This is a genomic window from Ruegeria sp. CI5, assembly GCF_056536885.1.
Map to the genome: position 1 here is coordinate 907,990 of NZ_JBQFQN010000001.1, position 22,921 is coordinate 930,910.

A 22,921-nucleotide genomic window follows, 5' to 3' on the forward strand; every position below is an offset into this window, starting at 1 on the left:
GGGAGGATAGACCATGGAACCTCTGAGCTGGACTGGCTCTATCGCCTTTCTGAACCCGATCATGATGATCGCCCTGGCTGCGCTGGTCGTATCCGTCATTGCCTGGATCCTGGCAAGCATTCTGCTGCCCGAGACGCAGGTCAGCGTGAATGCGGATGGCACCGTCAGTTCGGGCGGCGGCCTCAGAAACCTGACGCAATCCGCGCTGTGGTATTCTTTCCTGGCCAGCATCGCGACGGTGGTCGCCTACCTGCTTCTGGGAATATTCCTGGGCACTGGGGCCGGCATTATCGGCGCGATCTCGCAACAGTTTCTGCCGGTCTGGCTGTCGCTGATCATTCTGTTCGCGATGTCGGTTGCCTTCAAACGGCGCCTTGGCCTGTACGGCAAGCTTTTCGACAGCCCGATCGGCATGATCGGTTTTGGACTGGTCATGTTCTGGGTTTTCACCGGCATCTTCGGGGCTTTGGACCTGATCGTGACACACGATCCATTGGTCCAGGTTTCCGGCATGAAGAACAAGGTGCCCGGCACCCCCCTGCCCAATGCCGAGGACGGTGAGTTCGCCTGGTATCTGCTGGGCGGCGACAACCTTGCCCGCGACGTATTCAGTCGCATGGTCAAGGGTGCGTGGATCGTCGTGCAGATTGCTCCGCTGGCCACAATGTTTGCCTTCATGGTCGGGATCACGCTGGGCTTGCCCGCCGGATACTATGGCGGACGGCTGGACACGTTTCTGTCGTTCCTCGCCAATCTGATCCTGGCGTTCCCGGTCATCCTGCTGTTCTACCTGCTGGTCACACCGGAAATCGTCGCGACCGGCGTGCCGAACTATATGGCCGCGGTCCTGTTCGTGTTCCCGATCCTTTTCATCGGCGTCCTTTTGAATTCGCGCTACTACACCCGGCCGAAATTTCGCACGCCGCTGCTGACCGGCGTCTTGGGTATCGCGATCTGGCTGTACCTGTCGCTGATCTCGACCGGGGGATACGTCATCCGCACGGACGATTACAGCATCTGGGGTCTCCCGACCTATCTGGATCTGTTCGACATTCCGGGCGGGATCCTGGTCGTGTTCGTATCGGTTGTGTTCGTCAACTCGCCCACGGTGTTCCGCATCGTGCGCGGCCTGGCCATGGACATCAAGACACGCGACTACGTAGCCGCGGCGCAGACGCGCGGCGAAGGCCCGTGGTACATCATGCTTTGGGAAATCCTGCCCAATGCGCGCGGGCCGCTGATCGTCGATTTCTGCCTGCGCATCGGCTACACGACCATCCTCTTGGGGACCTTGGGGTTTTTTGGGTTGGGTCTGCCGCCGGAAAGCCCGGATTGGGGATCCACGATCAACGAAGGGCGCAAGCTGCTGTCGATCTACCTGCACCCTGCACTGCCGCCGGCACTGGCGCTGTTGTCACTGGTTCTGGGATTGAACCTGTTGGCGGATGGCCTGCGAGAAGAAAGCCTGAAGGACTGATGTGAAAGCAGCCGGGGGACTGCCCCCGGCCCCCACCAGGATATTTTTAGCCAGATGAAGGGGATCCCCTGAATGCTGGCGAGGAGCACGCAAGATGAACAAACTGGCGGATTATGACGGGCCGATCCTCGAAATCGACAAGCTCTCGATTTCGTTCTTTACCCGCTTGCGGGAAATACCAGCCGTAATGGATTTTTCGGTCAGTGTGCAGCCCGGCGAAGCTGTCGGCCTGGTCGGTGAATCCGGCTGCGGCAAGTCGACGGTCGCCCTGGGTGTCATGCAGGACCTTGGCAAGAATGGTCGGATCGTCGGCGGTTCGATCAAATTCAAGGGCCGCGACCTTAGCGAGATGAGCAAGGAAGAACTTCGGGACATTCGCGGCAATGAGATCGCGATGATCTATCAAGAGCCGATGGCTTCGTTGAACCCGGCGATGAAGATCGGCAAACAGCTGATGGAAGTGCCGATGATCCACGAAGGGGTCGGCAAAGAAGAGGCCTATGCCCGCGCCCTGGAAGTGGTGACCGATGTGCGCCTGCCGGACCCCGAACGGATGCTGAACAGTTTCCCGCATCAGCTGTCCGGTGGCCAGCAGCAGCGCATCGTGATCGCGATGGCGCTGATGTCCAAGCCGTCGCTTCTGATCCTGGACGAACCGACAACCGCGCTGGACGTGACCGTCGAGGCCGCCGTGGTGGAACTGGTCAAGGATCTGGGCAAGAAATACGGCACATCGATGCTGTTCATTTCGCACAACCTCGGCCTGGTTCTAGAGACATGTGACCGTTTGTGCGTGATGTATTCCGGCGAGGCGGTCGAACGTGGCTCGATCCACGATGTCTTTGACGAGATGCAGCACCCCTATACCCAGGCGCTGTTTCGCTCGATCCCCCTGCCCGGCGCGGACAAGAATTCGCGCCCGCTGGTTGCTATCCCCGGCAACTTCCCGTTGCCGCACGAACGCCCACCGGGCTGCAATTTCGGCCCGCGATGCGACTATTTCGAGGAAGGGCGCTGTGATGCGCAGGACATTCAGATGTTCCCGGTCCCCGGTAATGACCGCCACCATACGCGCTGCTTGAAGTTCCAGGAAATCGACTGGAACGCGCCCATCACGGTTGCAGAGCAAAAAGAAAAAGCGCCGATCGGCAAGACCGTTCTGAAGATGGACAACCTCAAGAAATATTACGAGGTGGCCGCAAACGCCCTGTTCGGTGGGGGCGAGAAGAAAGTGGTCAAGGCCAACGAAACCCTCAGCTTCGACGCACATGAATCGGAAACGCTGGCCATCGTTGGCGAGTCCGGCTGCGGCAAATCCACGTTTGCCAAGGTCCTCATGGGATTGGAGACAGCGACCGACGGGCAGATCCTGCTGGACAACCGCAATATCGAGCATTTGCCGATCGAAGAACGGGATGCCAAGACCGTCGGCGAAGTCCAGATGGTGTTCCAGAACCCGTTCGATACGCTGAACCCGTCGATGACGGTCGGACGTCAGATCATCCGCGCGCTGGAGATCTTCGGCGTCGGAAACTCGGAGGCCGAACGCAAGCAACGGATGCTCGAGTTGCTGGACCTGGTGAAGCTGCCGCGCGCGTTTGCCGACCGTATGCCGCGCCAACTGTCAGGCGGCCAGAAACAGCGCGTCGGGATAGCCCGTGCCTTTGCCGGGGACGCCCGGATCGTCGTCGCGGACGAGCCGGTCTCGGCATTGGATGTGTCGGTGCAGGCAGCCGTGACCGATCTGTTGATGGAGATCCAGCGCGAACACAAGACGACACTGCTTTTCATCAGCCACGACCTGTCGATCGTACGCTACCTCAGCGACCGCGTCATGGTTATGTATCTGGGCCACGTGGTCGAGTTGGGCACGACCGATCAAGTCTTCTCGCCGCCCTATCACCCCTATACCGAGGCACTGCTGAGCGCGGTTCCAATCGCCGATACCTCGGTCGAAAAGAAACACATTGTCCTTGAAGGCGACATTCCTTCGGCGATGAACCCGCCGCCCGGATGTCCGTTCCAAACCCGGTGTCGGTGGAAGTCCGAGGTTGCGGGCGGATTGTGCGAAAAAGAGGTTCCGCCGGTCCAGACGCTGGCTGACGGACACCAGGTCAAGTGTCATCTGTCCACCGAAACACTGGCGAAGATGGAGCCGGTTATCAAAATAGCGGCTGAGTGATCGCCCAAAGAAAAACCGGCCTTGGGCCGGTTTTTTTGAGCAGCTATTGTATCAGCCGCCCCAGATGACTTTGACGTAATTCTGCGTCTCGGCATAGGGCGGCACGCCCCCATGCTTTTCCACCGCTTGCGGGCCGGCGTTGTAAGCTGCCAGCGCGAGGCGCCAGGACTTGAATTTGCGGTATTGCCACGAAAGATACCGCGCACCGCCTTCAAGGTTTTGCTTCGGGTCATGCGGGTTCACGTTCAGCAGCCTGGCGGTTTGCGGCATCAGCTGCGCGAGGCCCAAAGCGCCCTTATGCGACTTGGCGTGAGGGTTCCAACCGCTTTCCTGTTGAACCAGACGCAGGAACAGTTCTTCCGGGACATTGTGCTTGCGCGCAGCCTGGCGCGCCATGGCAAGGTATTCACCGCGGTACTTGCCGGAATAGCGCTTCTTGAAACTGCCGTCCGGCGTTTTCGGTTTCAGCCGTTCAGAGTCGCGATACTGGCTGGCGGCCCGCGTGTCCAGAATCTTGGCCTGCTTCAAAAAGATATCTTTGCGATTCTTGGTCGACAGCACATCTGCGCTCAGCGGCGTCGACGCCAGAACGAGGCATGCAATTGAAAAACCACTTAACAGACAACGCATTCAAGCAATCCCGCTCGTTCAGCAATCATTCGGATTATAGGTATTTCAGGCAGAAATGAAAGCTTGGTTAAGGAAACACTGATTTTCCAGGTGGCATTCCGGGCATCAACCGTGTTCCAACCCGGGCGCAGGACGTATAGGGTTTCAGGTGAACTCAGCGTCAGATTCGGGCGCCATCAAGCTAGTCAAAAAACGGGGAAATCCATGGCAGGTTCAGTCAACAAAGTCATTCTGGTCGGCAATCTCGGGCGCGATCCCGAAGTGCGGTCGTTTCAGAACGGTGGCAAGGTCTGCAACCTACGGATCGCGACCTCGGAGAACTGGAAAGACCGCAATACCGGTGAACGCCGCGAACGGACCGAGTGGCACACAGTCGCTATTTTTTCCGAACCGCTCGTCCGCATCGCCGAGCAGTATTTGCGCAAAGGGTCAAAGGTCTACATCGAAGGCCAACTGGAAACGCGCAAGTGGCAGGATCAGTCCGGACAGGATCGCTATTCCACCGAAGTCGTTCTGCGCCCTTACCGCGGTGAACTGACCCTGTTGGACAGTCGCAATGAGGGCGGCGGATACGGTGGCGGCCAAAGCAGCGGTTACGGAGGAGGCCAGGACAGCGGCGGATACTCCGAGCCCTACGCCGCACAGTCCAGCGCACCGGCACCGGCATCAGGCGGCATCGACGACGACGAAATCCCGTTCTAATCTCCAGCGAGGCACGTCATGACTTGGTCCTTCGCCGTCGGCCGATTGCTCGGATCGGAACTGAGGGTCCATGTCACCTTCTTCCTGCTGCTGGCCTGGGTCGGCTTTGCCGCCTACTCTGACGGTGGGTGGCCAGCAGCCATCGACAACATCGTTTTTGTTCTGGCGTTGTTTGCCTGCGTGGTTGCCCATGAGTTCGGTCATGCGCTGATGGCCCGCAGGTATGGCATTCGCACTCCTGACATCACTCTGCTGCCCATCGGCGGCTTGGCCCGCCTGGAGAGGATGCCGGAAAAGCCGATGCAAGAAGTTGCCGTTGCATTGGCTGGTCCAGCGGTCAACGTCGTCATCTGGGGCATCCTGGTCCTTCTGGGCGCGGGAATGCAGGTTGAAACGCTGGCGCAAATCGACTCGACCCGCGTCGACCTGCTGAGCCGGCTGGCCTACGTCAATCTGTTCCTCGCGGTGTTCAACCTGATCCCCGCGTTTCCGATGGACGGCGGCCGCGTGTTCCGCGCCCTGCTCTGCCTGAAGATGGACAGGGTCAAGGCCACACGGGCCGCGGCCTTTGCGGGCCAGGCCGTGGCCGTCGGGTTCGGGTTTCTGGGGCTCAGCACCGGTAACCCGATCCTGGTTCTGATCGCGGTTTTCGTCTTCATCGCGGCAAATGCCGAAAGTCAGGATGTAGCAATGCGCTCGGTGGCGCGCCGCGTGCTGGCTCGCGACGCGATGATTACCGAGTTCCACGCACTTACCCCCCAAGACACGTTGGCAACGGCAGCCCAGGCCGTGATCCAGACAACGCAGCACGAGTTTCCGGTTTTGGGCGCAGACGGGCAGCTGTTGGGCTTTGTGACCCGCAATCGGCTGTTTGCCGCGCTAGCTGGCGATCACCCCCGGTCGGAACCCGCGACCTCGGTCATGGAAGAGCAAATCCCCCGGGTGGCCCTGACCAGTGGGCTCGAAGCCGTTCTGGATGGTCTCCATGGTGGCGCACCGGCCGTGGCGGTCTGCACCAAGACCGGTCAGATGGTCGGATACATCACCCGCGAAAACATTGGCGAATTGATGGTGATACGGGGCCGCTGACTCCGCTTATCAGCACGTTGCCAATGCATCCTGCAGAACGGACAGAACTGCATCGCGTGGCACGTCCGACGTGACGAAGGCCTGCCCGATCCCACGCGCCAGGATGAAACGCAGCTGGCCGTCAACGACCTTCTTGTCCTGAGCCATAAGCTCGACCAGATCTTCGGCGCTCGGCAGATCACCCGGAATATCAGACAGATCGGTCTTCATGCCCATCGCCTTCAGGTGAGCGCGGACGCGGCTTGGGTCTTCCTGGGAACACAGCCCCATGCGGGCCGACAGCTCGAACGCCAGGGCACAGCCAATGGCAACACCCTCGCCATGCAGCAGCCGGTCGGAATAGCCCGTCGCCGCCTCAAGCGCGTGGCAGAACGTATGCCCGAGGTTCAACAGCGCCCGGTCGCCTTGTTCAGTCTCGTCGCGGGCCACGATGTCGGCCTTCATCTGAACCGAACGGGTGACCGCCTGAACCCGGGTCGCCATGTCCCCGGCCGACAGCGCGGGGCCGTTGCGCTCCAACCATTCGAAGAAATTGGCATCCCCCAGAAGGCCATATTTTACGACTTCACCGTATCCCGCCAGAAAATCACGCGCCGTCAGCGTGCCAAGCACTGAGGTGTCAGCCAGAACCAACGAAGGTTGATGAAACGCACCGATCAGGTTTTTGCCTTGCGGAGCATTAATACCGGTTTTTCCCCCCACGGAACTGTCGACCTGCGCCAGAAGCGAGGTTGGGATCTGCACAAAGTGCACACCGCGACGCAGCACTGCGGCGGCAAAGCCCCCCAGATCTCCGATCACTCCACCGCCGAAGGCTACGACGATATCGCGCCGTTCGATCTTTTCGGCCAGCAGCCATTCGACGGCGCGCTCGAAATGCGGCCAGCTTTTGGTCGCCTCACCTGCGGGCAGAGCCAATGCGGTCATTTCCACCCCGGCGGACGCCAGGCCGCTGCGCAAAGCATCCAGATGCAAACCGGCCACGGTTTCATCGGTCAGAACCGCGACGCGCGGACGGTGCAGCATGGGTTTGATCCGCGCACCGGCCTGAGCCAACAGGTCCGGCCCGATTTCCACGTCATAGGACCGCTCGGCCAGATCAACATTAACTGTCTGATGCATCTATTTGACTTCCAATACATCCGGGCGCGTCATCAGCTTTTCCAGAACCCGGTCAACCATATCTTCGATGGCGGTGTCGCCGTCCGAATTCACCACCAGATCAGCCTGTGCGTACAACGGCACGCGGGCCTCGTACAGGTCACGCAGCGTTGCATACGGATCCGGCGTGCGCAGCAAGGGTCGCGTGTCTTTGTGGCGCACCCGGTTCCACAATACTTCCAGGTCGGCGCACAGCCATACGGAAACCCCACGGTCCGAAATCATCGTCCGGTTTTCTTCGCTCAGAAAAGCGCCGCCACCGGTCGACAAGATACCCTTTTTCTCGTCCAGCAGACGGCCGATGACCTGGCTTTCTTTGGCGCGAAAGAACGGCTCGCCGTCCCGTTCGAAGATCTCGGGGATGGTCATGTTGGCAGCCGATTCGATCTCGCTGTCACTGTCGAGGAAAGGAACGCCAAGGCGCGCGGCCAGAGCGCGCCCCACGGCCGTCTTGCCAGCGCCCATCATGCCGACCAAAACCACCGTTTTGTGCAGGTCAAAGACCTGCCGTTGTCCGGCCGGCGCCACGTTATGCTTAATTTCGCTCATTTCCCTGTGAATGACGTGATCTTGGGAAAAATGCCAGTTATAACTTGGCCAAAATCGAAAATTGAGGCAGCGTTGAGCCATGGGCCGTCTGATCAAATTCCTGTTGTACCTAATTTGCCTGCTTTTCATCGGCTTGGTGGCCTATGCGTATCTTGGCCCATTCTTCGGCGCCGACTTCTCGGCCCCGCAAAGCGAAATCAGCGAACCGGTAATTCTGGATGTCAACTAGGGCCGTCGTGCTGGCGCTTGCACTGACCGGCCAAGCCGCCGCACAAACCGAACAGCCGCTATCCGCGATCGACTGGCTGGAGACGGCCCCTGACCTGTTGCCGGGGACCGTATTGCTCGAGCCGCCGGTTACCGATACGGGCCTGCAGCCCGACATCCAGGTGTCTCCGCTCGAGGCGCTGTCGCCGCCGTTGGGATTGGTGGATGGGTCAGCGACCGGTCTGCCGGTTGATCTGTGGCTGCCCAGCGATCCGGCCCGGCTGGCCGAACTCATCGCGCGCGTGCCGGTCAAATCGAACCCTGCCATGCAGCGGCTGTTGTTCACACTTTTGCTGACCGAGGCCCGCGCCCCGGCGAATTCCAATGAGCCAGACCAACTTCTGCTGGCGCGGCTGGATCGTCTGATGCAGCTGGGTGCCGCCGATCCGACGCAATCCTTGGTGCAGCTAGCCGGCCCCACCGATACGCCTGAGCGGTTCAAACGATGGTTTGACGCAACTCTATTGACCGGCGACGAAGACCGCAGCTGCACTGCGCTGATCGCGCAACCGCATTTGTCGCGGGATTATTCCGCGCAGGTCTTCTGCAAGGCCCGCAGAGGTGACTGGGCTTCGGCCGCACTGACACTCGAAGCGGCGCATGCGCTCGAATTACTGCCGCCCGAGCAACTCGATCTGCTGGATCGCTTCCTAAGCCCAGAAATGTTCGAAGGCGCCGCCTATTTGCCGCAGCCCGAAGACCCTGACCCGCTGACGTTTCGCCTGTTCGAAGCGATCGGCGAGCGACTTCCGACCGCCTCGTTGCCGCGAGCCTTTGCCAATGCCGACCTGCGCGATGTTGCCGGTTGGAAGGCCCAGATCGAAGCGGCCGAGCGTCTGACCCGCATCGGCGCGCTTACGCCGAACCATCTGCTGGGCCTTTATACCGAGCGCGCGCCTGCGGCTTCGGGCGCGGTCTGGGATCGCGTCTCGGCTGTTCAGCGTTTCGAAACGGCGCTGGAGACCGGAAGCCCCGAGGCAATATCCAAGACCCTGCCGAAAGTCTGGGCAGAAATGGGTTCGGTCGGGCTCGAAGTGCCCTTTGCCGAACTGTTCGCCGAGCGCCTGATGCCGATCAAGCTGTCCGACCCGACCACCGAGAATCTGCGCTGGCGCATCCTGCTGTTGTCCGAGTTGTACGAGGATGCCGCACGATCTGTCCCCGACGGACCCAAGGCCAATGCCTTTCTGGCTGCTTTGGCATCGGGCCAACCCGAGCGTTCGAACTCGCCCTCACCGATGGCTGACGCCATTGCCGAAGGGTTTGCATGGTCGGCGCCGATCCCGTCCGATATCCGCGCGATGTTGGAAGCAAACCGTCTGGGTGAGGCAATTCTTGAGGCCATGCAGATGTTCGCGCATGGCGCGCGCGGCAATCTGGTTGACTTGACTGCGGCCATCGCGGTGTTCCGACATGTCGGCCTGGAAGACACGGCGCGCCGCGCCGCCTTGCAGTTGCTTGTTCTGAAGGGGGCCTGACAGTGTCCGCTCCGGCGACACAAGACTTGTGGATTTCCGCGTTTCTCGAGGCGCAGGCCGCAGAACTCGGGGCGGCAACCAACACTTTGCTGGCCTATGGGCGGGATCTAAAGGACTTTGGCGCATGGCTCATTCGGCGAAATGCCGGGTTCGAGGCCGCCGACCAGGATATGATCGAGGCCTACCTGATTGACTGTGACGCACAAGGCCTTTCGCGCGCGACCCGCGCCCGCCGCCTCTCTGCCATCAAGCAATTGTACCGTTTCGCGTTTGAAGAAGGCTGGCGCTCGTCCAATCCGGCCATCCAGATCAAAGGTCCGGGACGCCAGAAAAGGTTACCCAAGACGCTGGACGTGGCAGAAGTCGACCGCCTGCTTGAGGCGGCCAGGCAAACAGGGCGCAGTACGGCAGACAAGCTGCGCAACACCTGCCTGATGGAAATTCTGTATGCGACCGGGATGCGTGTGACCGAACTTGTTTCCCTGCCGGTATCATCCGCCCGGGGCGACCCACGCATGCTGCTGGTTCTCGGCAAAGGTGGAAAGGAGCGCATGGTGCCCTTGTCACCTCCTGCGCGCGATGCTTTGGCGGCATGGCTGACCATCCGGGACGAAGCCGAAGATGCAGCCGTCGCCAACGGAGGCCAGCGGTCCCGGTTCCTGTTTCCTTCGCGCGGAAAATCAGGGCACCTGACCCGGCATCGGTTCTTTGCACTGATAAAGGAACTGGCCGTGCAAGGCGGCGTTTCTCCCGACAAAGTCACGCCACACACGCTGCGCCATGCCTTCGCGACGCATCTTTTGGCCAATGGGGCCGATTTGCGTTCGATCCAGACCCTGCTTGGTCACGCCGACGTCGCGACGACCGAAATATATACGCATGTCCTTGACGAGCGCTTGTCGGAGCTGGTGTTGCAGCATCACCCGCTTGCCAAGGATGACGGTCGAGACTAGGGCCAAACCCTTGATCGCGCGCATCTGCGCCCCCATAACCATTGCATCAACAATACCTGAAACGGACCGATGGACTCTGACCCTTCTCTTCTCGATGGCGCCTTCTGGCTGACTACGGCCTCAATTCTGCTTCTGCTGGTTCTCTCCGGCTTCTTCTCGGGGTCTGAAACAGCGCTGACGGCGTCTTCGCGGGGCAAACTGCGGGCGCAAGCCGACAAGGGATCGCGCGGCGCGCAAAAGGCGCTGGAGATCACTGATGACAACGAACGTCTGATCGGCTCGGTTCTGCTGGGCAACAACCTCGTCAACATCCTTGCAGCCTCGCTGGCCACGGCGTTGTTCACCCGACTTTTCGGAGAAAGCGGCGTGGCACTGGCCACCTTGGTCATGACCCTGCTTGTTCTGGTCTTTGCTGAGGTGCTTCCCAAGACCTATGCGATCACCAATGCCGAAAAGGCCGCCGCGGCGGTCGCCCCGGTGATCGGTGTCGTCGTTACGGTGTTTTCGCCGGTGGTGGCCGCCGTACGCCTGCTGGTGCGCGGGGTCCTCCGCCTGTTCGGGGTTCAGATCGACCCCGACAGCAACATCCTTGCCGTGCGCGAGGAGATCGCCGGTGCCCTGCAACTGGGCCATTCCGAAGGCGTCGTGGAAAAAGAGGACCGCGACCGCATTCTGGGTGCGCTTGATCTCGGCGACCGTACGGTCGAGGAAATCATGCTGCATCGCTCGAATATCGAGATGATCGACGCGGACGCAGACCCTGAATCAATCCTCAAACAATGCCTCGAAAGCCGTCACACGCGCCTGCCGGTGTTCCGTGGCCAGCCCGAAAACATCGTGGGCGTCGTGCACGCCAAGGATCTGTTCCGTGCCATGTACGCAAAGGCAGGTGGTAGCGATGGTGGGGCGGAAAGACTGAAGGCATTTGACATCCTCAAGGTAGCAAATGACCCCTATTTCGTACCGGAGACCACCACGTTGGACGACCAAATGCGGGAATTCCTGCGCATGCACAGCCATTTTGCGCTGGTGGTAGACGAATACGGCTCGTTGCGCGGGTTGATCACACTCGAGGACATCCTCGAAGAAATCGTCGGCGAGATTGCCGACGAATTCGACGTGGACGAAGATGTGACGGTTACGCGAACCGAAGACGGTCAGTATCTGGTCGAAGGCTCGATGACGATCCGCGACCTGAACCGTGCGATGGACTGGTCCCTGCCCGATGACGAGGCCAACACCATTGCCGGGCTGGTCATCCACGAAGCGCAGATGATCCCGACCGTCGGTCAGGTGTTCTCGTTCCACGGATTCCGGTTCGAGGTCGTCGAACGCGAGGGCAACCGGATCACCTGGTTGAAGGTGCGGCCGCTCTGACGGACGGCTGGCGGAAACGACAAACTCGGTCGTTTTCGTGACAGATACCGGCGCGGCACCCCTGCACCTTCGGGCCAGACGCAAGGAGGTGCGGATGAAATCGACGTGTCAGGTTGCCGTGATCGGCGGTGGAGTTGTCGGGTGTTCGGTGCTGTATCACCTGACCAAGCTGGGCTGGTCGGATGTGATGCTGCTGGAGCGGTCGGAACTGACCAGCGGATCGACCTGGCACGCGGCGGGCGGGTTCCACACGCTGAACGGCGACACCAACATGGCCGCCCTTCAGGGCTATACCATCCGGCTGTACAAGGAACTGGAAGAGATCACCGGCATGTCCTGCGGGCTGCACCATGTGGGCGGCATCACGCTGGCCGACAACCAGGACCGGTTCGACATGCTGCTGGCCGAACGCGCCAAGCATCGCTTCATGGGGTTGGAGACCGAGATCGTCGGCCCCGACGAGATCAAGCAGATCGCCCCTATCACCAACACCGACGGGATCATCGGCGCGCTCTATGATCCTCTGGACGGGCACCTCGACCCTTCGGGCACGACCCACGCCTATGCCAAGGCCGCGCGGATGGGCGGCGCCACGATCGAGACCCACTGCATGGTGCGCGAAACCAACCAGCGCCCCGACGGCACTTGGGACGTTGTGACGGACAAGGGCACCATCCACGCCGAGCATATCGTCAACGCTGGCGGCCTCTGGGCACGCGAAGTTGGCGCGATGGCGGGCATCTACTTCCCGCTGCACCCGATGGAGCACCAGTACCTCGTCACCGACACCATCCCCGAAATCGAGGCGATCATCGACGCGGGCAGCGAGCATCCGCACGTCATGGACCCGGCCGGCGAAAGTTATCTGAGGCAGGAAGGCCGCGGTCTCTGCATCGGCTTCTACGAACAACCCTGCAAACCCTGGGCCGTGGACGGCACGCCGTGGGAGTTCGGGCACGAGCTGCTGCCCGACGATTTCGACAAGATCACCGACTCGATCGAATTCGCCTATCGCCGCTTCCCGGTTCTGGCCGAAGCCGGGGTGAAATCGGTGATCCACGGCCCCTTCACCTTTGCCCCCGACGGCAACCCGCTGGTCGGGCCTGTGCCCGGCGTGCGCAACTACTGGTCGGCCTGCGGCGTGATGGCCGGGTTCAGCCAGGGCGGCGGCGTCGGCCTGACGCTGGCGCAATGGATGATCGAGGGCGAACCCGAGCGCGACGTCTTTGCCATGGACGTGGCCCGCTTCGGCGACTGGATCACCCCCGGCTACACCCGCCCCAAGGTGATCGAGAACTATCAGAAGCGTTTCTCCGTCGCCTACCCCAACGAGGAACTGCCGGCCGCGCGGCCCAACCGCACCACGCCGATGTATGACATCTTCAGCGATCTGGGTGCGGTCTGGGGCCAGCAATACGGGCTGGAAGTGCCGAACTATTTCGCGCAAGAGGGCGAGCCGGGCTATGAAACCCCTTCCTTCCGCCGCTCGGACGCCTTCGAGGCAACGGGCCGCGAGGTTCGCGCTGTGCGCGAAGGCGCCGGCATCAACGAAGTGCACAATTTCGGCAAATACCTTGTAACAGGTCCACGCGCCCGCGACTGGCTGGATCGGATCATGGCCGGTCGCATCCCCAAGCCGGGCCGCCTGTCGCTGACCCCGATGCTGTCGCCCAAAGGCAAGCTGATCGGTGACTATACCGTGTCCTGCCTGGGCGAGGAGGAATTCCAACTCACCGCCTCCTACGGCGCACAAAACTTCCACATGCGCTGGTTCCTGCAGCATCAACAAGACGGCGTAACCGTCGAGAATATCAGCGACAAACGCAACGGTTTCCAGATTGCAGGCCCCAAGGCCCGCGAGGTTCTGGCCGCCTGCACCCGCACCGATATCAGCGACATGCGCTTCATGGACGTACGCCGCATGGTCGTGGGCATGACCGACTGCATCGTGCAGCGGGTCAGCTATACCGGCGATCTGGGGTTCGAGATCTACTGCGATCCGATGGCGCAGCGCCAGCTGTGGTGGACGCTGTGGCAGGCCGGTCAACCGCACGGCATCACGCCCTTCGGCATGCGCGCGATGATGAGCCTGCGGCTCGACAAGTTCTTCGGCTCGTGGATGCGCGAGTTCTCGCCCGACTACACAGCCGCTGAAACCGGGCTGGACCGCTTCATCTCGTTCTCCAAGAACGTCGATTTCATCGGGCGCGCTGCCGCCGAGGCCGAGCGGGCTGAAGGAACAGCCCGCAAGCTTGTGGCCTTTGAGGTCGAAGCCGAGGACGCAGATGTGAACGCCTACGAACCCATCTGGTATGACGGCGCAGTGGTTGGGTTTTGTACATCCGGCGGGTACTCGCATTTCGCACAGAAATCAGTTGCCATGGGCTTCCTGCCAACGGGACTGGCGGCCGACGGCTTGGCGGTCGAAATTGAAATCCTGGGCCAGATGCGCAAGGCGCGCGTACTGACCAGTCCACTATTTGACCCCGACGGTGCGCGTATGCGGGGGTGACAGCCGTTCCGGTTGGCGGCAAGGTGGCCGGCATGGAGGATATCCCCATCATCTTGCTGGCCGCCGGTAGCTCTCGCCGTATGGGCGGAGTGGACAAACTGATGCAAATTGTCGACGGTCAACCACTGATCCGACGCTCGGCTGAAACCGCGCGAGCTGTCGGGCCGGTCATCGTCGCCCTGCCGCCGGCACCTCACCCGCGATACACCGCCCTGAGTGGGATGAACTTGGAGATCGTTTCTGTTCCCGATGCGGATGAAGGCATGAATGCCAGTTTGCGCAGGGCGGTCGCGCAGCTGCCGGTATCAGCCCGGGCAGCGATGATCCTGCTGGCCGATCTGCCAGAGCTGACATCAGACGATCTGCGCGCGGTCCTCCGGTCGGTCACCGAAAATCCTGACAAGCTGATCTGGCGCGGAGCGTCCTCGGACGGCGTACCAGGCCATCCTGTGATCTTCGACCGCAGTCTCTTTGCTGATCTGGCGCATTTGAGCGGAGATGGCGGCGCACAGGCCATCGTACGCGCGCATCTGGACCAGGTGCACCGACAGCCTTTGCCGGGTCAGAACGCTATTCTGGATCTGGATACGCCCCAAGCGTGGGCCGAATGGCGTAAAAAGCAAAGATCCCAAAAGTAACGCGGCCCGGTCGAGAACGACCGGGCCGGTTGCCCAAAACAGGACTACCACTTTCACCAATCCCGAAAACGCGGCCCGGATGTCGTCAAAACATCAGACCAATGTGCTGCCGAACCGAAACAAGACCCCCTCGTTAACATGCCGCTCAGCGCTTCCGGTGACTGAGATCTGCCTTCAAGCACCCCCTTGATGCTGTCAGGCCCCCCTTTCACTTGGGCACGTTCATCGTCACCGATAAGTTCAGTGCAAACAACGTAAAATTGGTTGAATCGGTTAATTTTGCCGGATTCGTGATGGTATTTCCGCAACAACGCGCGTCATGGAAATCTACCCAAGGTTGTTCGTGCGCTTTACCATTGCTGACCGACGACAAGAATTTTTTAACGCTAAACGATCAAAATGACATTTTTGCAAAGACCTATTAGACAAATACCACCTTCTGAAAGGGCGGTGGCGCAACCTGTGAGTGTCCCTAAAAATTCAGTAAAAAACCGCCGCTGGACTGTTAACAAATTTGATTCAATTCAATGCTTTTGCGAATTTGACCCTCATTTCGGCAACAATCCACCGATTCGACCGACAACTCCCCCGGCCGATTCCCGGGATTGCGAGCGCTACCAGACGCCTGCAATGTGGCAAAATTAAGATTTATTAATTGATCAGTCAGAAAACGCAAAGACTGACGGCTCATGTTCCCTGCAAAGCGCACATCAACAAGCGCCGAACCAAGGAGACCTAGTCAACATGAGCATCCGCAAATCCCCCCTTATTCTTCCTCGCACCTCAGGGCTGTTTGGCGCCACTGCGCTGAGCGCGGCATTGCTGGCCGCGACCGCCATTCCGTCGCAGGCCGACGAAGCCCTGGCGGATCTGGTCGAAACCGTTTCACCGTCGGTAGTAACCGTCATTGCCTCGATCGACGCGGCCCCGTCGCCGGCGAGCGGCCAGGAGTTTGATTTCGAAGGCCAGCCTTTTGATGAGTTCTTCAAACGTTTCGGGATTCCCGAAGGCTTTGACTCCCCGCGCCGTGGTCCCAGTCAGGGCCTCGGGTCCGGGTTCGTACTGGATGAAGATGGCTATATCATCACAAACCACCACGTCGTCGACAAAGCCAGCAAGATTACCGTGCGCCTGAACGATGATCGCTCGTACGAGGCTGAAGTCGTGGGGACCGATCCCCTGACCGATATCGCGCTGCTCAAGATCGACGCGGATGAGGCGCTGCAGCCGGTCCCGCTGGGGGATAGCGACGACATCCGCGTGGGCGAAGACGTGGTCGCCATCGGCAACCCGTTCGGCTTGAGTTCGACCGTCACGACCGGCATCGTGTCCGCCAAGGGACGCAATATCTCGGAAGGCCCCTATGCTGAATTCATTCAGACCGATGCAGCCATCAACAAAGGCAACTCGGGCGGCCCCCTGTTCAACATGGACGGCGAAGTCGTTGGAGTGAACTCGGCCATCTATTCGCCCAGTGGCGGTTCGGTCGGACTGGGTTTTGCCGTGACTTCGAACATCGTCGAGCACATCGCTGCGGACCTGCGTGACGATGGCCAGGTCAGCCGCGGTTGGCTGGGTGTGTCGATCCAGAACATCAGCCCCGAGCTGGCCGCAGCAATGGGTGTCGATGGCACTGTCGGCGCACTGGTTTCCGAGGTTCTGCCGGACAGCCCCGCTCAAGGCGTGCTGCAACAGGGCGACGTGATCATCGCCTTCAACGGCGAACAGGTCGACTCAAGCAGTGAACTGCCGGTGCTTGTTGGCACCACGGCCGTCGGAACCGACAGCAAGGTCACCGTCCTGCGCAATGGCAAGGAAGAGACCCTGAACGTCACGATCGGGCAGCATTCGGCACAGATGGCGGCAAACGCGGAACCGACCGATGACGCGGTGGCGGGCAAGACGCTGGGTGTCACCGTAGCACCGCTGTCCGAAGCGACTCGTGCGCAGATCGGAGTTCCCGAGAACGTGCACGGCGTGGTCGTCACTTCGCTCAAGCCGGACAGCCCGGCGGCTAAGGCCGGTCTGCGGCAGGGCGACGTGATCGTGAAGCTGGGCAACCAGGATGTGGAAACACCCGAGGCGCTCAAATCCGCGCTCGAAGACCAGAAGACCGATCCGGCGCTGATGCTGATCAACCGCGGTGGCAATCAGATCTTCGTCGCCGTCGAGATCGCCTGACCTGCGTCCCGCGCGCACCGCATGATGGGGATATCCGGTGCGCGCATCTCCTGACGGACACGATTTGTCCACGTGCTGTCGGGATTGCCGGGTGCGGATTTCGCACCCGGCAGTTTTTTTACCTGTCCATACGTGATTATATCCTGAGTGAAAGGAAATCCGACCATGAGCAGACGTCTGTTGATCGTTGAGGATGATGAAGACACGCGGGACTTCATCGCCAAGGGATTTGGCGAAGAAGGTTATGTCGTCGAATGCGCCGAAGACGGCCGCGAAGGTTTGTACCACGCGACCGACGGCGGATTTGACGCGGTCGTTCTGGACAGGATGCTGCCCGGGCTGGACGGTCTGGCCCTGATCAAGTCAATGCGCGCCGCTGGGGTCAAGACACCGGTTCTGATGCTGACAGCCATGAGCGCCGTGGACGAGCGGGTGAAAGGACTGCATGCGGGTGCCGACGACTATCTGGTCAAGCCCTTCTCATTTCAGGAACTTCATGCCCGGATCGAAGCCCTGTTGCGCCGACCTCAGGAATCCGAGGAAACCCCAACCCTCAAATGCCGCGACCTTGAAATGGATCTGCTGACCCGAAAGGTCACGCGCAACGGTCGCGAGATCACCCTGACGCCCAGAGAGTTCCAGATTCTGGAATTCTTCCTTCGCCGGAAAAACCGGGTGGTGTCGAGGACGATGCTTCTCGAAGGTGTCTGGGACTATCATTTCGACCCGAACACAAACGTCGTCGACGTTCATATCTCCAAACTGCGTCGGCAATTGGACGAAGGTGGTGAACCACCGCTGATCGAAACCGTGCGCGGGGCCGGTTACATGGTTTCTGATGGTTAAGTCGCCCTTGTCGTTCAAGGACTCCAGGACGCGGCTGGTGCTGGCGAGCATGGTGCTCAGCACATTGCTGACCGCGGCCGTATTGTTGCTGGTCTATATCACCGCCAACCGCACGATCGAAGGCGAAACCCGATCTGTCGTGTCCGCCGAACTGACCGGGCTGGCGGATGAGTACGAACGCCTCGGGCTGGTCGGCCTGATGGTGGCCATCGAACGCCGGCTTCCGACCGCGTCCGAGCGTGATGCACTTTATCTGTTGGCTGACCGCTCGGGAAAAACCTTGGCCGGCAACCTCAAGCGATGGCCCGAAGGCATCGCCGCTGGCAGTGGGTGGGTGGATCTGGAACTGCGCAGAACCGAGACGGATCAGCTGGTCCCGATCTCCGCCGCATCGATCCTGCTGCCCGGCGGCGAAAGGCTGTTGGTTGGCCGCGACGCCCTCGCCCGTCAACAGTTCGACCGGGTGCTGTTTCATTCGGTGGCGCTGGCCCTAGGCGCGGCCCTTGCGCTGAGCATTCTGACCGGTTGGCTTTTGACCCGTCTGGTGTTTTCGCGGCTGAAGGATATCGCCGACACCGCAGAAACCATCGTGTCCGGCGACCTATCCCAACGAATGCCACAGCGTGGTACCGGCGACGAGTTCGACCAGATGGCAGGCACATTGAACAACATGCTGGATCGGATCGAAGAGTTGGTCAGCAACTTGCGCACCACGTCGAATTCGATCGCGCATGATCTGCGGTCACCTCTATCCCGGTTGAAGCAGCGGGTGGTCGCCTTGGCCGAGCCGGGCAAAAGCGACTTGGATCGTGAGGTCGACATCGCCCGGGCAACGGCCGAAATCGATCACGTGTTGCGAGTTCTCGGGCAGCTGACAGAGATCTCACGCGCCGAGGCCGGGCTGGGGCGGGAGCAGTTTGAACCTGTGGATCTTGAGCGCTTGGTCAACGATGCCGTGGAGTTGTACGAACCGGTCGCGGCCGACAAGGATGTGCGCCTCGAGGTCACGGGTCGGGCGGCTCCGATCATGGGGCACCGCCCTTTGCTGTCGCAGGCCCTGTCGAACCTTCTGGAAAACGCCATGCGCTATGCCCCTGAAGGAACTGCAATTTCCATCGAACTGCGCGAAGACGGCCCGTTTGCCCTGCTGAGTGTCCGCGACCGCGGCCCGGGTGTGCCTGCCGAGATGCTGTCGCAGCTTCAACTGCCCTTCGTAACGCTCGATCCCGCGCGGTCGGACCGAAACTCAGGCCTCGGACTGGCTCTGGTGGCGGCCATCACCCGCATGCATGGCGGGGGCTTCAGTGCCCAGAATGCGGATCCCGGGCTGAAGGCAGTTCTGAAGCTGGCGCAAAAACCCTAGGTTAACGCCCCACCCCTTTTGTCGATCAAAGGGACGCGGGCAAGGAAGCATATCCGCGGAACCGCATACGCCCACCTCTGACACGTTCATCGAACAGTTGGAAATCTGGGAACCGTGTCACGAACCGCGACAGGGCAACCCGTCCTTCAAGGCGCGCAAGTGTAAGGCCTGCGCAGACATGCGGCCCGCCGGCAAAGGCAAGGTGACGGTTCGGTTTGCGCGAAATGTCGAACCGGCCCGGGTCTGGGAACACGGCCGGATCCCTGTTTGCAGCGCCGATACACAGATGAAGGTTGGTGCCCTTGGCAATCGAACGCCCGTCAATCACGACGTCAGCCGTCGTTTCCCGGTTGCCGAACTGGTTGGGTGAACGGAACCGCAAAACCTCTTCGACCGCCGAATTGATCAGGCTTGGATCATCCATAAGCCGCTGACGCTGCTCCGGGTGGTCATGCAGCAGGGCCAACCCGTTTCCGATCAGGTTCGTCGTGGTTTCATGACCCGCATTCAGAATAAAGATGCAATTCTGAAGCAGTTCGAGTTCACTCAACTTTTCGTCGGCCCCTTCACCGCGGATCAACCGCGTCAGGACGTCGGTTTCGGGGTCGCCGGGCGCGGCCCTGCGCCGGGTCACCAGATCTGCCAGATACTCCTTGAAGTCCCGAACGGCCGCATGGCCGTCCTCGAGTTGCTTGGCGCTCAGTGCCGGTTCGAGCGCCCCAAGAATGGCGAGTGACCAGTCGCGCAGCGGTTCGCGCTCGTCCACCGGTACGTCCAGAAGGTTTCCGATGATCTGGATCGGGATGGTGGCGGCATAGTCTTCGATCAGATCCACTTGCCGCTTGTCTTCCAGGCGATCTAGCAAGAGATCGACGGTCTGGATCAAACCGGGCTCCATCCGGGCGATGGCGCGCGGGGTCAGGGCCGAAGTCATGATTTTGCGAACTCGCGTGTGCAATGGCGGATCCGAGAACACAAGCGAGGTGGTGTGATGCTCGAACAATGGTGATCCCGGACCGAACTTTGGTCCGAACACGGCCTTTTTGTCGGACGAGTACAGGGTCGTGTCCCGATAGATCCGGTCCAGATCAGCATGCCGCGACAATAGAACCGAGCCATCGGGTTGCGCCAGAACCGGCGCCGAAGACAGCAGCGCATCATAAAACGGGAAGGGATTGTCGATGAAGCCCTCAGGCGGGTTCATCAGGTCCAGATTGCTGATGTCGCTTGTCAATTCCTTCCCCCTCCTGCATGGACCCGTCGCTCAATGCCTAGCGCAACGGAATTCGTCGCACAACGTTCCGGCGGGCAGTGACAGCACGCCCCGGCAAAGCTAAGAAAGAAACATGCCCGAGCCTGTGTCTTCCATCCGCAACCTTGGACCTGCTTTCGAACAGGCCTGTGCTCGTGCGGGCATCCACTCGGCCGAAGAGTTGCGCGAGCTTGGTGCCGATGCGGCTTATGCCCGGCTGATACAGGCCGGAACCCGGCCCCATTTCATCGGCTATTACGTGTTGGTCATGGGCTTGCAAGGCCGCCCCTGGAACGATTGCAAGGGCGAAGAAAAGAAAGCCCTGCGCGCAAGGTTCGATGCTTTGAAATCGTCAACGAACCGGGCTCCGGCGTCCCGGATCGTCGCGGATCTGGATGCCATCGGTGTACGTGTCGGCCCTGACGATCTGAAATCCGTCTGACCAACAAAAAACCGCGCCCGAAATCGGACGCGGCAATCTCGACAGGTATCGTGGTACGGCTTAGCCGACCAGTTCGATGCCCGAGAAGAAATATGCGATCTCAACCGCTGCGGTTTCCGGCGCGTCCGAGCCGTGAACGGAGTTCTCACCGACGGACTCGGCGAACTCGGCGCGGATGGTGCCCGGTGCCGCATCGGCGGGGTTGGTTGCACCCATGACTTCGCGGTTCTTGGCAATGGCATTTTCGCCTTCCAGAACCTGAACGACAACCGGTGCGGACGACATGAACTCGCACAGTTCGTCATAGAACGGACGCTCGGCATGAACTTCGTAGAACTTGCCGGCTTGTTCCTTGGTCATGTGGATGCGCTTCTGCGCGACGATGCGCAGGCCGGCTTCCTCGAACTTGGCGTTGATCTTGCCGGTCAGGTTGCGGCGGGTTGCATCGGGCTTGATGATCGAAAAAGTGCGTTCCAGTGCCATATCGGGCCTCTCCTTGGTCTGACGGCGCGGGCTGGGCCGCGCGAAATTCATCGCGCGCCGCCTAACACGGTATTTCGCCCGTGAAAAGTGGAATGATGGCGCGATCGCGCCTTTGGGCGTCAGATTGCGTCGGGAAGCGGGTCCCGTGCATCCACCCAACGGACATACAGAACGGCCAAAAGGCCCAGAAAGCTGCTGCCTGCCATCATCGACAGCACCAGATACGGGCCGTTTTCGGGGCTGACCGCAGCTCCGGTGATCGAAGTGATGACCGCACCGAGCGCGACGATCAGAGCGCCCGACAGGCCCGCTGCGCTGCCGGCCAGTTGCGGTCGAACCGACATGACGCCCGCAGACGCGTTGGCGTTCGTCAAACCGTTTCCAAAACCAACAAAGATCGCTGATCCAAAAAACACCCAGACCGACCCCATCCCCCCTAAAAACAGCAACAGCCCGCAGAACGGCCCGACCGAGGCGATGATGCGCCCGGCCAGAATCATCGTCGTCAGCCGAGTACGCGCGGCGATCCGACCCGTTACGAAATTGCCGACCATGAAACCGCCGGTGATGATGCCGATCCCCAGGCCCAGTGTGGCGGGGCTCAGATCGAACCAGGCGGCGGCCACCAGGGGCGCTCCGGTGATGAAACTGTAGAACCCCCCGATCGAGAATGCCGCGCACAACGCGTAGCCCCAGAACCGCCGGGCACGGAACAGGTGCGGGTATTCGCGCATCTGCGCGGCAAAAGTGGCGGACCGGTTGTGGTTGGTCTCGCCCATATCCGCCCAGAGCAGCGTCAGCAGCGCCGCCCCTGCAACCGTGTAAAAGACGAACCCGGCCCGCCACCCGAACAGCATGTCCAAAGTGCCACCCAGCATCGGGCCCAGCATCGGCGCCAAAGCCATTGCCATGGCGACATATCCCAGCTTGCTTGCGGCCTCGTTGGGCGGAAACTGGTCGCGGATCGACGCGGCAGACAGCACCGAGCCCCCGACCACGGCGGCCTGCATCAGACGGAACCCCAGAAAGGTCCAGATCGACTCCGCCAGAACACAGCCAAGTGACGCCGTTACAAAGACCGCCATGCAGGTCAAAAGAACCGGCCTGCGCCCGAACCGGTCGGACATCGGGCCCAGGATCAGTTGCAGCACGGCGGATACGGCCAGATAGGCCGCGATCGACAGGTTCACCAGCGCATAATCCGCCCGAAAATCGACCGCCATGTTCGCAAGCGACGGCAGGAACATGTTCAGCGACAGCACGGACAGCCCCGTCGCCAGAACAAGGGTCACCAAAGAGGGTGGAGTTTGTGCCGCCCGCATCTCAACATCCGAATTTC

Annotated in this window: 20 protein-coding genes; 14 read left to right on the forward strand and 6 right to left on the reverse strand. The window is 60.7% G+C overall.

Annotation, left to right across the window (positions count from 1 at the left end):
- Window positions 1–13 precede the first annotated feature (13 nt).
- Both ACR0BA_RS04575 and ACR0BA_RS04580 read left to right on the forward strand, forming a co-directional pair.
- Window positions 14–1,477, forward strand: coding sequence for an ABC transporter permease (locus ACR0BA_RS04575; protein ID WP_093961866.1), 1,464 nt, complete (start codon window positions 14–16; stop codon window positions 1,475–1,477).
- 94 nt (window positions 1,478–1,571) lie between these two features.
- On the forward strand, window positions 1,572–3,659 hold the full coding sequence (locus tag ACR0BA_RS04580; protein WP_480726660.1) for a dipeptide ABC transporter ATP-binding protein: 2,088 nt from the start codon (window positions 1,572–1,574) through the stop codon (window positions 3,657–3,659).
- Window positions 3,660–3,710: 51 nt separating this feature from the next.
- Here the strand turns inward: ACR0BA_RS04580 and ACR0BA_RS04585 are convergent, their stop codons facing one another.
- Entirely contained in the window at window positions 3,711–4,289 is a 579-nt protein-coding gene (locus tag ACR0BA_RS04585; protein ID WP_093961864.1) for a lytic transglycosylase domain-containing protein, read from the reverse strand.
- A 204-nt stretch (window positions 4,290–4,493) separates the two neighbouring features.
- On the opposite strand from ACR0BA_RS04585, the gene ssb reads away from it, so the two are divergent.
- A complete protein-coding gene (gene ssb, locus ACR0BA_RS04590) occupies window positions 4,494–4,991 on the forward strand; it encodes a single-stranded DNA-binding protein (RefSeq protein WP_170338954.1) in 498 nt (165 codons plus the stop codon).
- 18 nt (window positions 4,992–5,009) lie between these two features.
- Window positions 5,010–6,080 carry a site-2 protease family protein gene (locus tag ACR0BA_RS04595; RefSeq protein WP_170538380.1) on the forward strand — a complete coding sequence of 357 codons (1,071 nt, stop codon included), beginning with the start codon at window positions 5,010–5,012 and terminating at the stop codon, window positions 6,078–6,080.
- Between the two features lie 9 nt (window positions 6,081–6,089).
- Here the strand turns inward: ACR0BA_RS04595 and aroB are convergent, their stop codons facing one another.
- Window positions 6,090–7,202 (reverse strand): 3-dehydroquinate synthase, encoded by a 1,113-nt coding sequence (gene aroB / locus ACR0BA_RS04600; RefSeq protein ID WP_260065821.1) that lies wholly within the window; start codon window positions 7,200–7,202, stop codon window positions 6,090–6,092.
- Entirely contained in the window at window positions 7,203–7,790 is a 588-nt protein-coding gene (locus ACR0BA_RS04605) for a shikimate kinase (RefSeq protein ID WP_170461954.1), read from the reverse strand.
- Between the two features lie 79 nt (window positions 7,791–7,869).
- Here ACR0BA_RS04605 and ACR0BA_RS04610 point away from each other — a divergent pair, with 79 nt between their 5' ends.
- From ACR0BA_RS04610 to ACR0BA_RS04650, 9 genes are all read left to right on the forward strand, one after another.
- The gene (locus tag ACR0BA_RS04610) at window positions 7,870–8,019 is read left to right on the forward strand and encodes a hypothetical protein (protein WP_170338962.1); all 150 of its coding nucleotides are present in this window, start codon (window positions 7,870–7,872) and stop codon (window positions 8,017–8,019) included.
- Window positions 8,009–9,535, forward strand: coding sequence for a hypothetical protein (locus ACR0BA_RS04615; RefSeq protein WP_480726664.1), 1,527 nt, complete (start codon window positions 8,009–8,011; stop codon window positions 9,533–9,535). Before ACR0BA_RS04610 ends, ACR0BA_RS04615 begins: the two co-directional genes overlap by 11 nt.
- Before the next feature lie 2 nt (window positions 9,536–9,537).
- The gene (locus ACR0BA_RS04620; RefSeq protein WP_480726666.1) at window positions 9,538–10,488 is read left to right on the forward strand and encodes a site-specific tyrosine recombinase XerD; all 951 of its coding nucleotides are present in this window, start codon (window positions 9,538–9,540) and stop codon (window positions 10,486–10,488) included.
- Window positions 10,489–10,557: 69 nt separating this feature from the next.
- On the forward strand, window positions 10,558–11,865 hold the full coding sequence (locus ACR0BA_RS04625) for an HlyC/CorC family transporter (protein ID WP_480726667.1): 1,308 nt from the start codon (window positions 10,558–10,560) through the stop codon (window positions 11,863–11,865).
- A 94-nt stretch (window positions 11,866–11,959) separates the two neighbouring features.
- On the forward strand, window positions 11,960–14,377 hold the full coding sequence (locus tag ACR0BA_RS04630) for a GcvT family protein (protein ID WP_480726669.1): 2,418 nt from the start codon (window positions 11,960–11,962) through the stop codon (window positions 14,375–14,377).
- Window positions 14,378–14,409: 32 nt separating this feature from the next.
- Window positions 14,410–15,015 (forward strand): nucleotidyltransferase family protein, encoded by a 606-nt coding sequence (locus ACR0BA_RS04635; protein ID WP_480726671.1) that lies wholly within the window; start codon window positions 14,410–14,412, stop codon window positions 15,013–15,015.
- Between the two features lie 744 nt (window positions 15,016–15,759).
- The gene (locus ACR0BA_RS04640; protein WP_480726673.1) at window positions 15,760–17,196 is read left to right on the forward strand and encodes a DegQ family serine endoprotease; all 1,437 of its coding nucleotides are present in this window, start codon (window positions 15,760–15,762) and stop codon (window positions 17,194–17,196) included.
- A gap of 165 nt (window positions 17,197–17,361) precedes the next feature.
- Entirely contained in the window at window positions 17,362–18,042 is a 681-nt protein-coding gene (locus tag ACR0BA_RS04645) for a response regulator transcription factor (RefSeq protein WP_093961855.1), read from the forward strand.
- Between the two features lie 37 nt (window positions 18,043–18,079).
- Window positions 18,080–19,405 (forward strand): sensor histidine kinase, encoded by a 1,326-nt coding sequence (locus ACR0BA_RS04650; protein ID WP_367647656.1) that lies wholly within the window; start codon window positions 18,080–18,082, stop codon window positions 19,403–19,405.
- A gap of 25 nt (window positions 19,406–19,430) precedes the next feature.
- On the opposite strand, the gene ACR0BA_RS04655 is transcribed toward ACR0BA_RS04650, so the two are convergent.
- Window positions 19,431–20,609 (reverse strand): cytochrome P450, encoded by a 1,179-nt coding sequence (locus ACR0BA_RS04655; RefSeq protein ID WP_480727460.1) that lies wholly within the window; start codon window positions 20,607–20,609, stop codon window positions 19,431–19,433.
- Between the two features lie 142 nt (window positions 20,610–20,751).
- On the opposite strand from ACR0BA_RS04655, the gene ACR0BA_RS04660 reads away from it, so the two are divergent.
- Window positions 20,752–21,099 carry a TfoX/Sxy family protein gene (locus tag ACR0BA_RS04660; RefSeq protein ID WP_480726674.1) on the forward strand — a complete coding sequence of 116 codons (348 nt, stop codon included), beginning with the start codon at window positions 20,752–20,754 and terminating at the stop codon, window positions 21,097–21,099.
- Window positions 21,100–21,159: 60 nt separating this feature from the next.
- Here ACR0BA_RS04660 and ndk read toward each other — a convergent pair whose 3' ends face one another.
- Together ndk and ACR0BA_RS04670 are read right to left on the reverse strand one after the other, a co-directional pair.
- The gene (gene ndk / locus ACR0BA_RS04665) at window positions 21,160–21,582 is read right to left on the reverse strand and encodes a nucleoside-diphosphate kinase (RefSeq protein WP_027237357.1); all 423 of its coding nucleotides are present in this window, start codon (window positions 21,580–21,582) and stop codon (window positions 21,160–21,162) included.
- Between the two features lie 119 nt (window positions 21,583–21,701).
- On the reverse strand, window positions 21,702–22,904 hold the full coding sequence (locus tag ACR0BA_RS04670) for a multidrug effflux MFS transporter (RefSeq protein ID WP_170528338.1): 1,203 nt from the start codon (window positions 22,902–22,904) through the stop codon (window positions 21,702–21,704).
- Between the last annotated feature and the right edge of the window lie 17 nt (window positions 22,905–22,921).

What these genes read in the sequence shown, in the direction of transcription:
- ACR0BA_RS04575 (WP_093961866.1), top strand. Translation starts at nt 14, where the DNA reads ATGGAACCTCTGAGCTGGACTGGCTCTATCGCCTTTCTGAACCCGATC.
- ACR0BA_RS04580 (WP_480726660.1), top strand. Translation starts at nt 1,572, where the DNA reads ATGAACAAACTGGCGGATTATGACGGGCCGATCCTCGAAATCGACAAG.
- ACR0BA_RS04585 (WP_093961864.1), bottom strand. Translation starts at nt 4,289, where the DNA reads ATGCGTTGTCTGTTAAGTGGTTTTTCAATTGCATGCCTCGTTCTGGCG.
- ssb (WP_170338954.1), top strand. Translation starts at nt 4,494, where the DNA reads ATGGCAGGTTCAGTCAACAAAGTCATTCTGGTCGGCAATCTCGGGCGC.
- ACR0BA_RS04595 (WP_170538380.1), top strand. Translation starts at nt 5,010, where the DNA reads ATGACTTGGTCCTTCGCCGTCGGCCGATTGCTCGGATCGGAACTGAGG.
- aroB (WP_260065821.1), bottom strand. Translation starts at nt 7,202, where the DNA reads ATGCATCAGACAGTTAATGTTGATCTGGCCGAGCGGTCCTATGACGTG.
- ACR0BA_RS04605 (WP_170461954.1), bottom strand. Translation starts at nt 7,790, where the DNA reads ATGAGCGAAATTAAGCATAACGTGGCGCCGGCCGGACAACGGCAGGTC.
- ACR0BA_RS04610 (WP_170338962.1), top strand. Translation starts at nt 7,870, where the DNA reads ATGGGCCGTCTGATCAAATTCCTGTTGTACCTAATTTGCCTGCTTTTC.
- ACR0BA_RS04615 (WP_480726664.1), top strand. Translation starts at nt 8,009, where the DNA reads ATGTCAACTAGGGCCGTCGTGCTGGCGCTTGCACTGACCGGCCAAGCC.
- ACR0BA_RS04625 (WP_480726667.1), top strand. Translation starts at nt 10,558, where the DNA reads ATGGACTCTGACCCTTCTCTTCTCGATGGCGCCTTCTGGCTGACTACG.
- ACR0BA_RS04630 (WP_480726669.1), top strand. Translation starts at nt 11,960, where the DNA reads ATGAAATCGACGTGTCAGGTTGCCGTGATCGGCGGTGGAGTTGTCGGG.
- ACR0BA_RS04635 (WP_480726671.1), top strand. Translation starts at nt 14,410, where the DNA reads ATGGAGGATATCCCCATCATCTTGCTGGCCGCCGGTAGCTCTCGCCGT.
- ACR0BA_RS04640 (WP_480726673.1), top strand. Translation starts at nt 15,760, where the DNA reads ATGAGCATCCGCAAATCCCCCCTTATTCTTCCTCGCACCTCAGGGCTG.
- ACR0BA_RS04645 (WP_093961855.1), top strand. Translation starts at nt 17,362, where the DNA reads ATGAGCAGACGTCTGTTGATCGTTGAGGATGATGAAGACACGCGGGAC.
- ACR0BA_RS04655 (WP_480727460.1), bottom strand. Translation starts at nt 20,609, where the DNA reads ATGAACCCGCCTGAGGGCTTCATCGACAATCCCTTCCCGTTTTATGAT.
- ACR0BA_RS04660 (WP_480726674.1), top strand. Translation starts at nt 20,752, where the DNA reads ATGCCCGAGCCTGTGTCTTCCATCCGCAACCTTGGACCTGCTTTCGAA.
- ndk (WP_027237357.1), bottom strand. Translation starts at nt 21,582, where the DNA reads ATGGCACTGGAACGCACTTTTTCGATCATCAAGCCCGATGCAACCCGC.
- ACR0BA_RS04670 (WP_170528338.1), bottom strand. Translation starts at nt 22,904, where the DNA reads ATGCGGGCGGCACAAACTCCACCCTCTTTGGTGACCCTTGTTCTGGCG.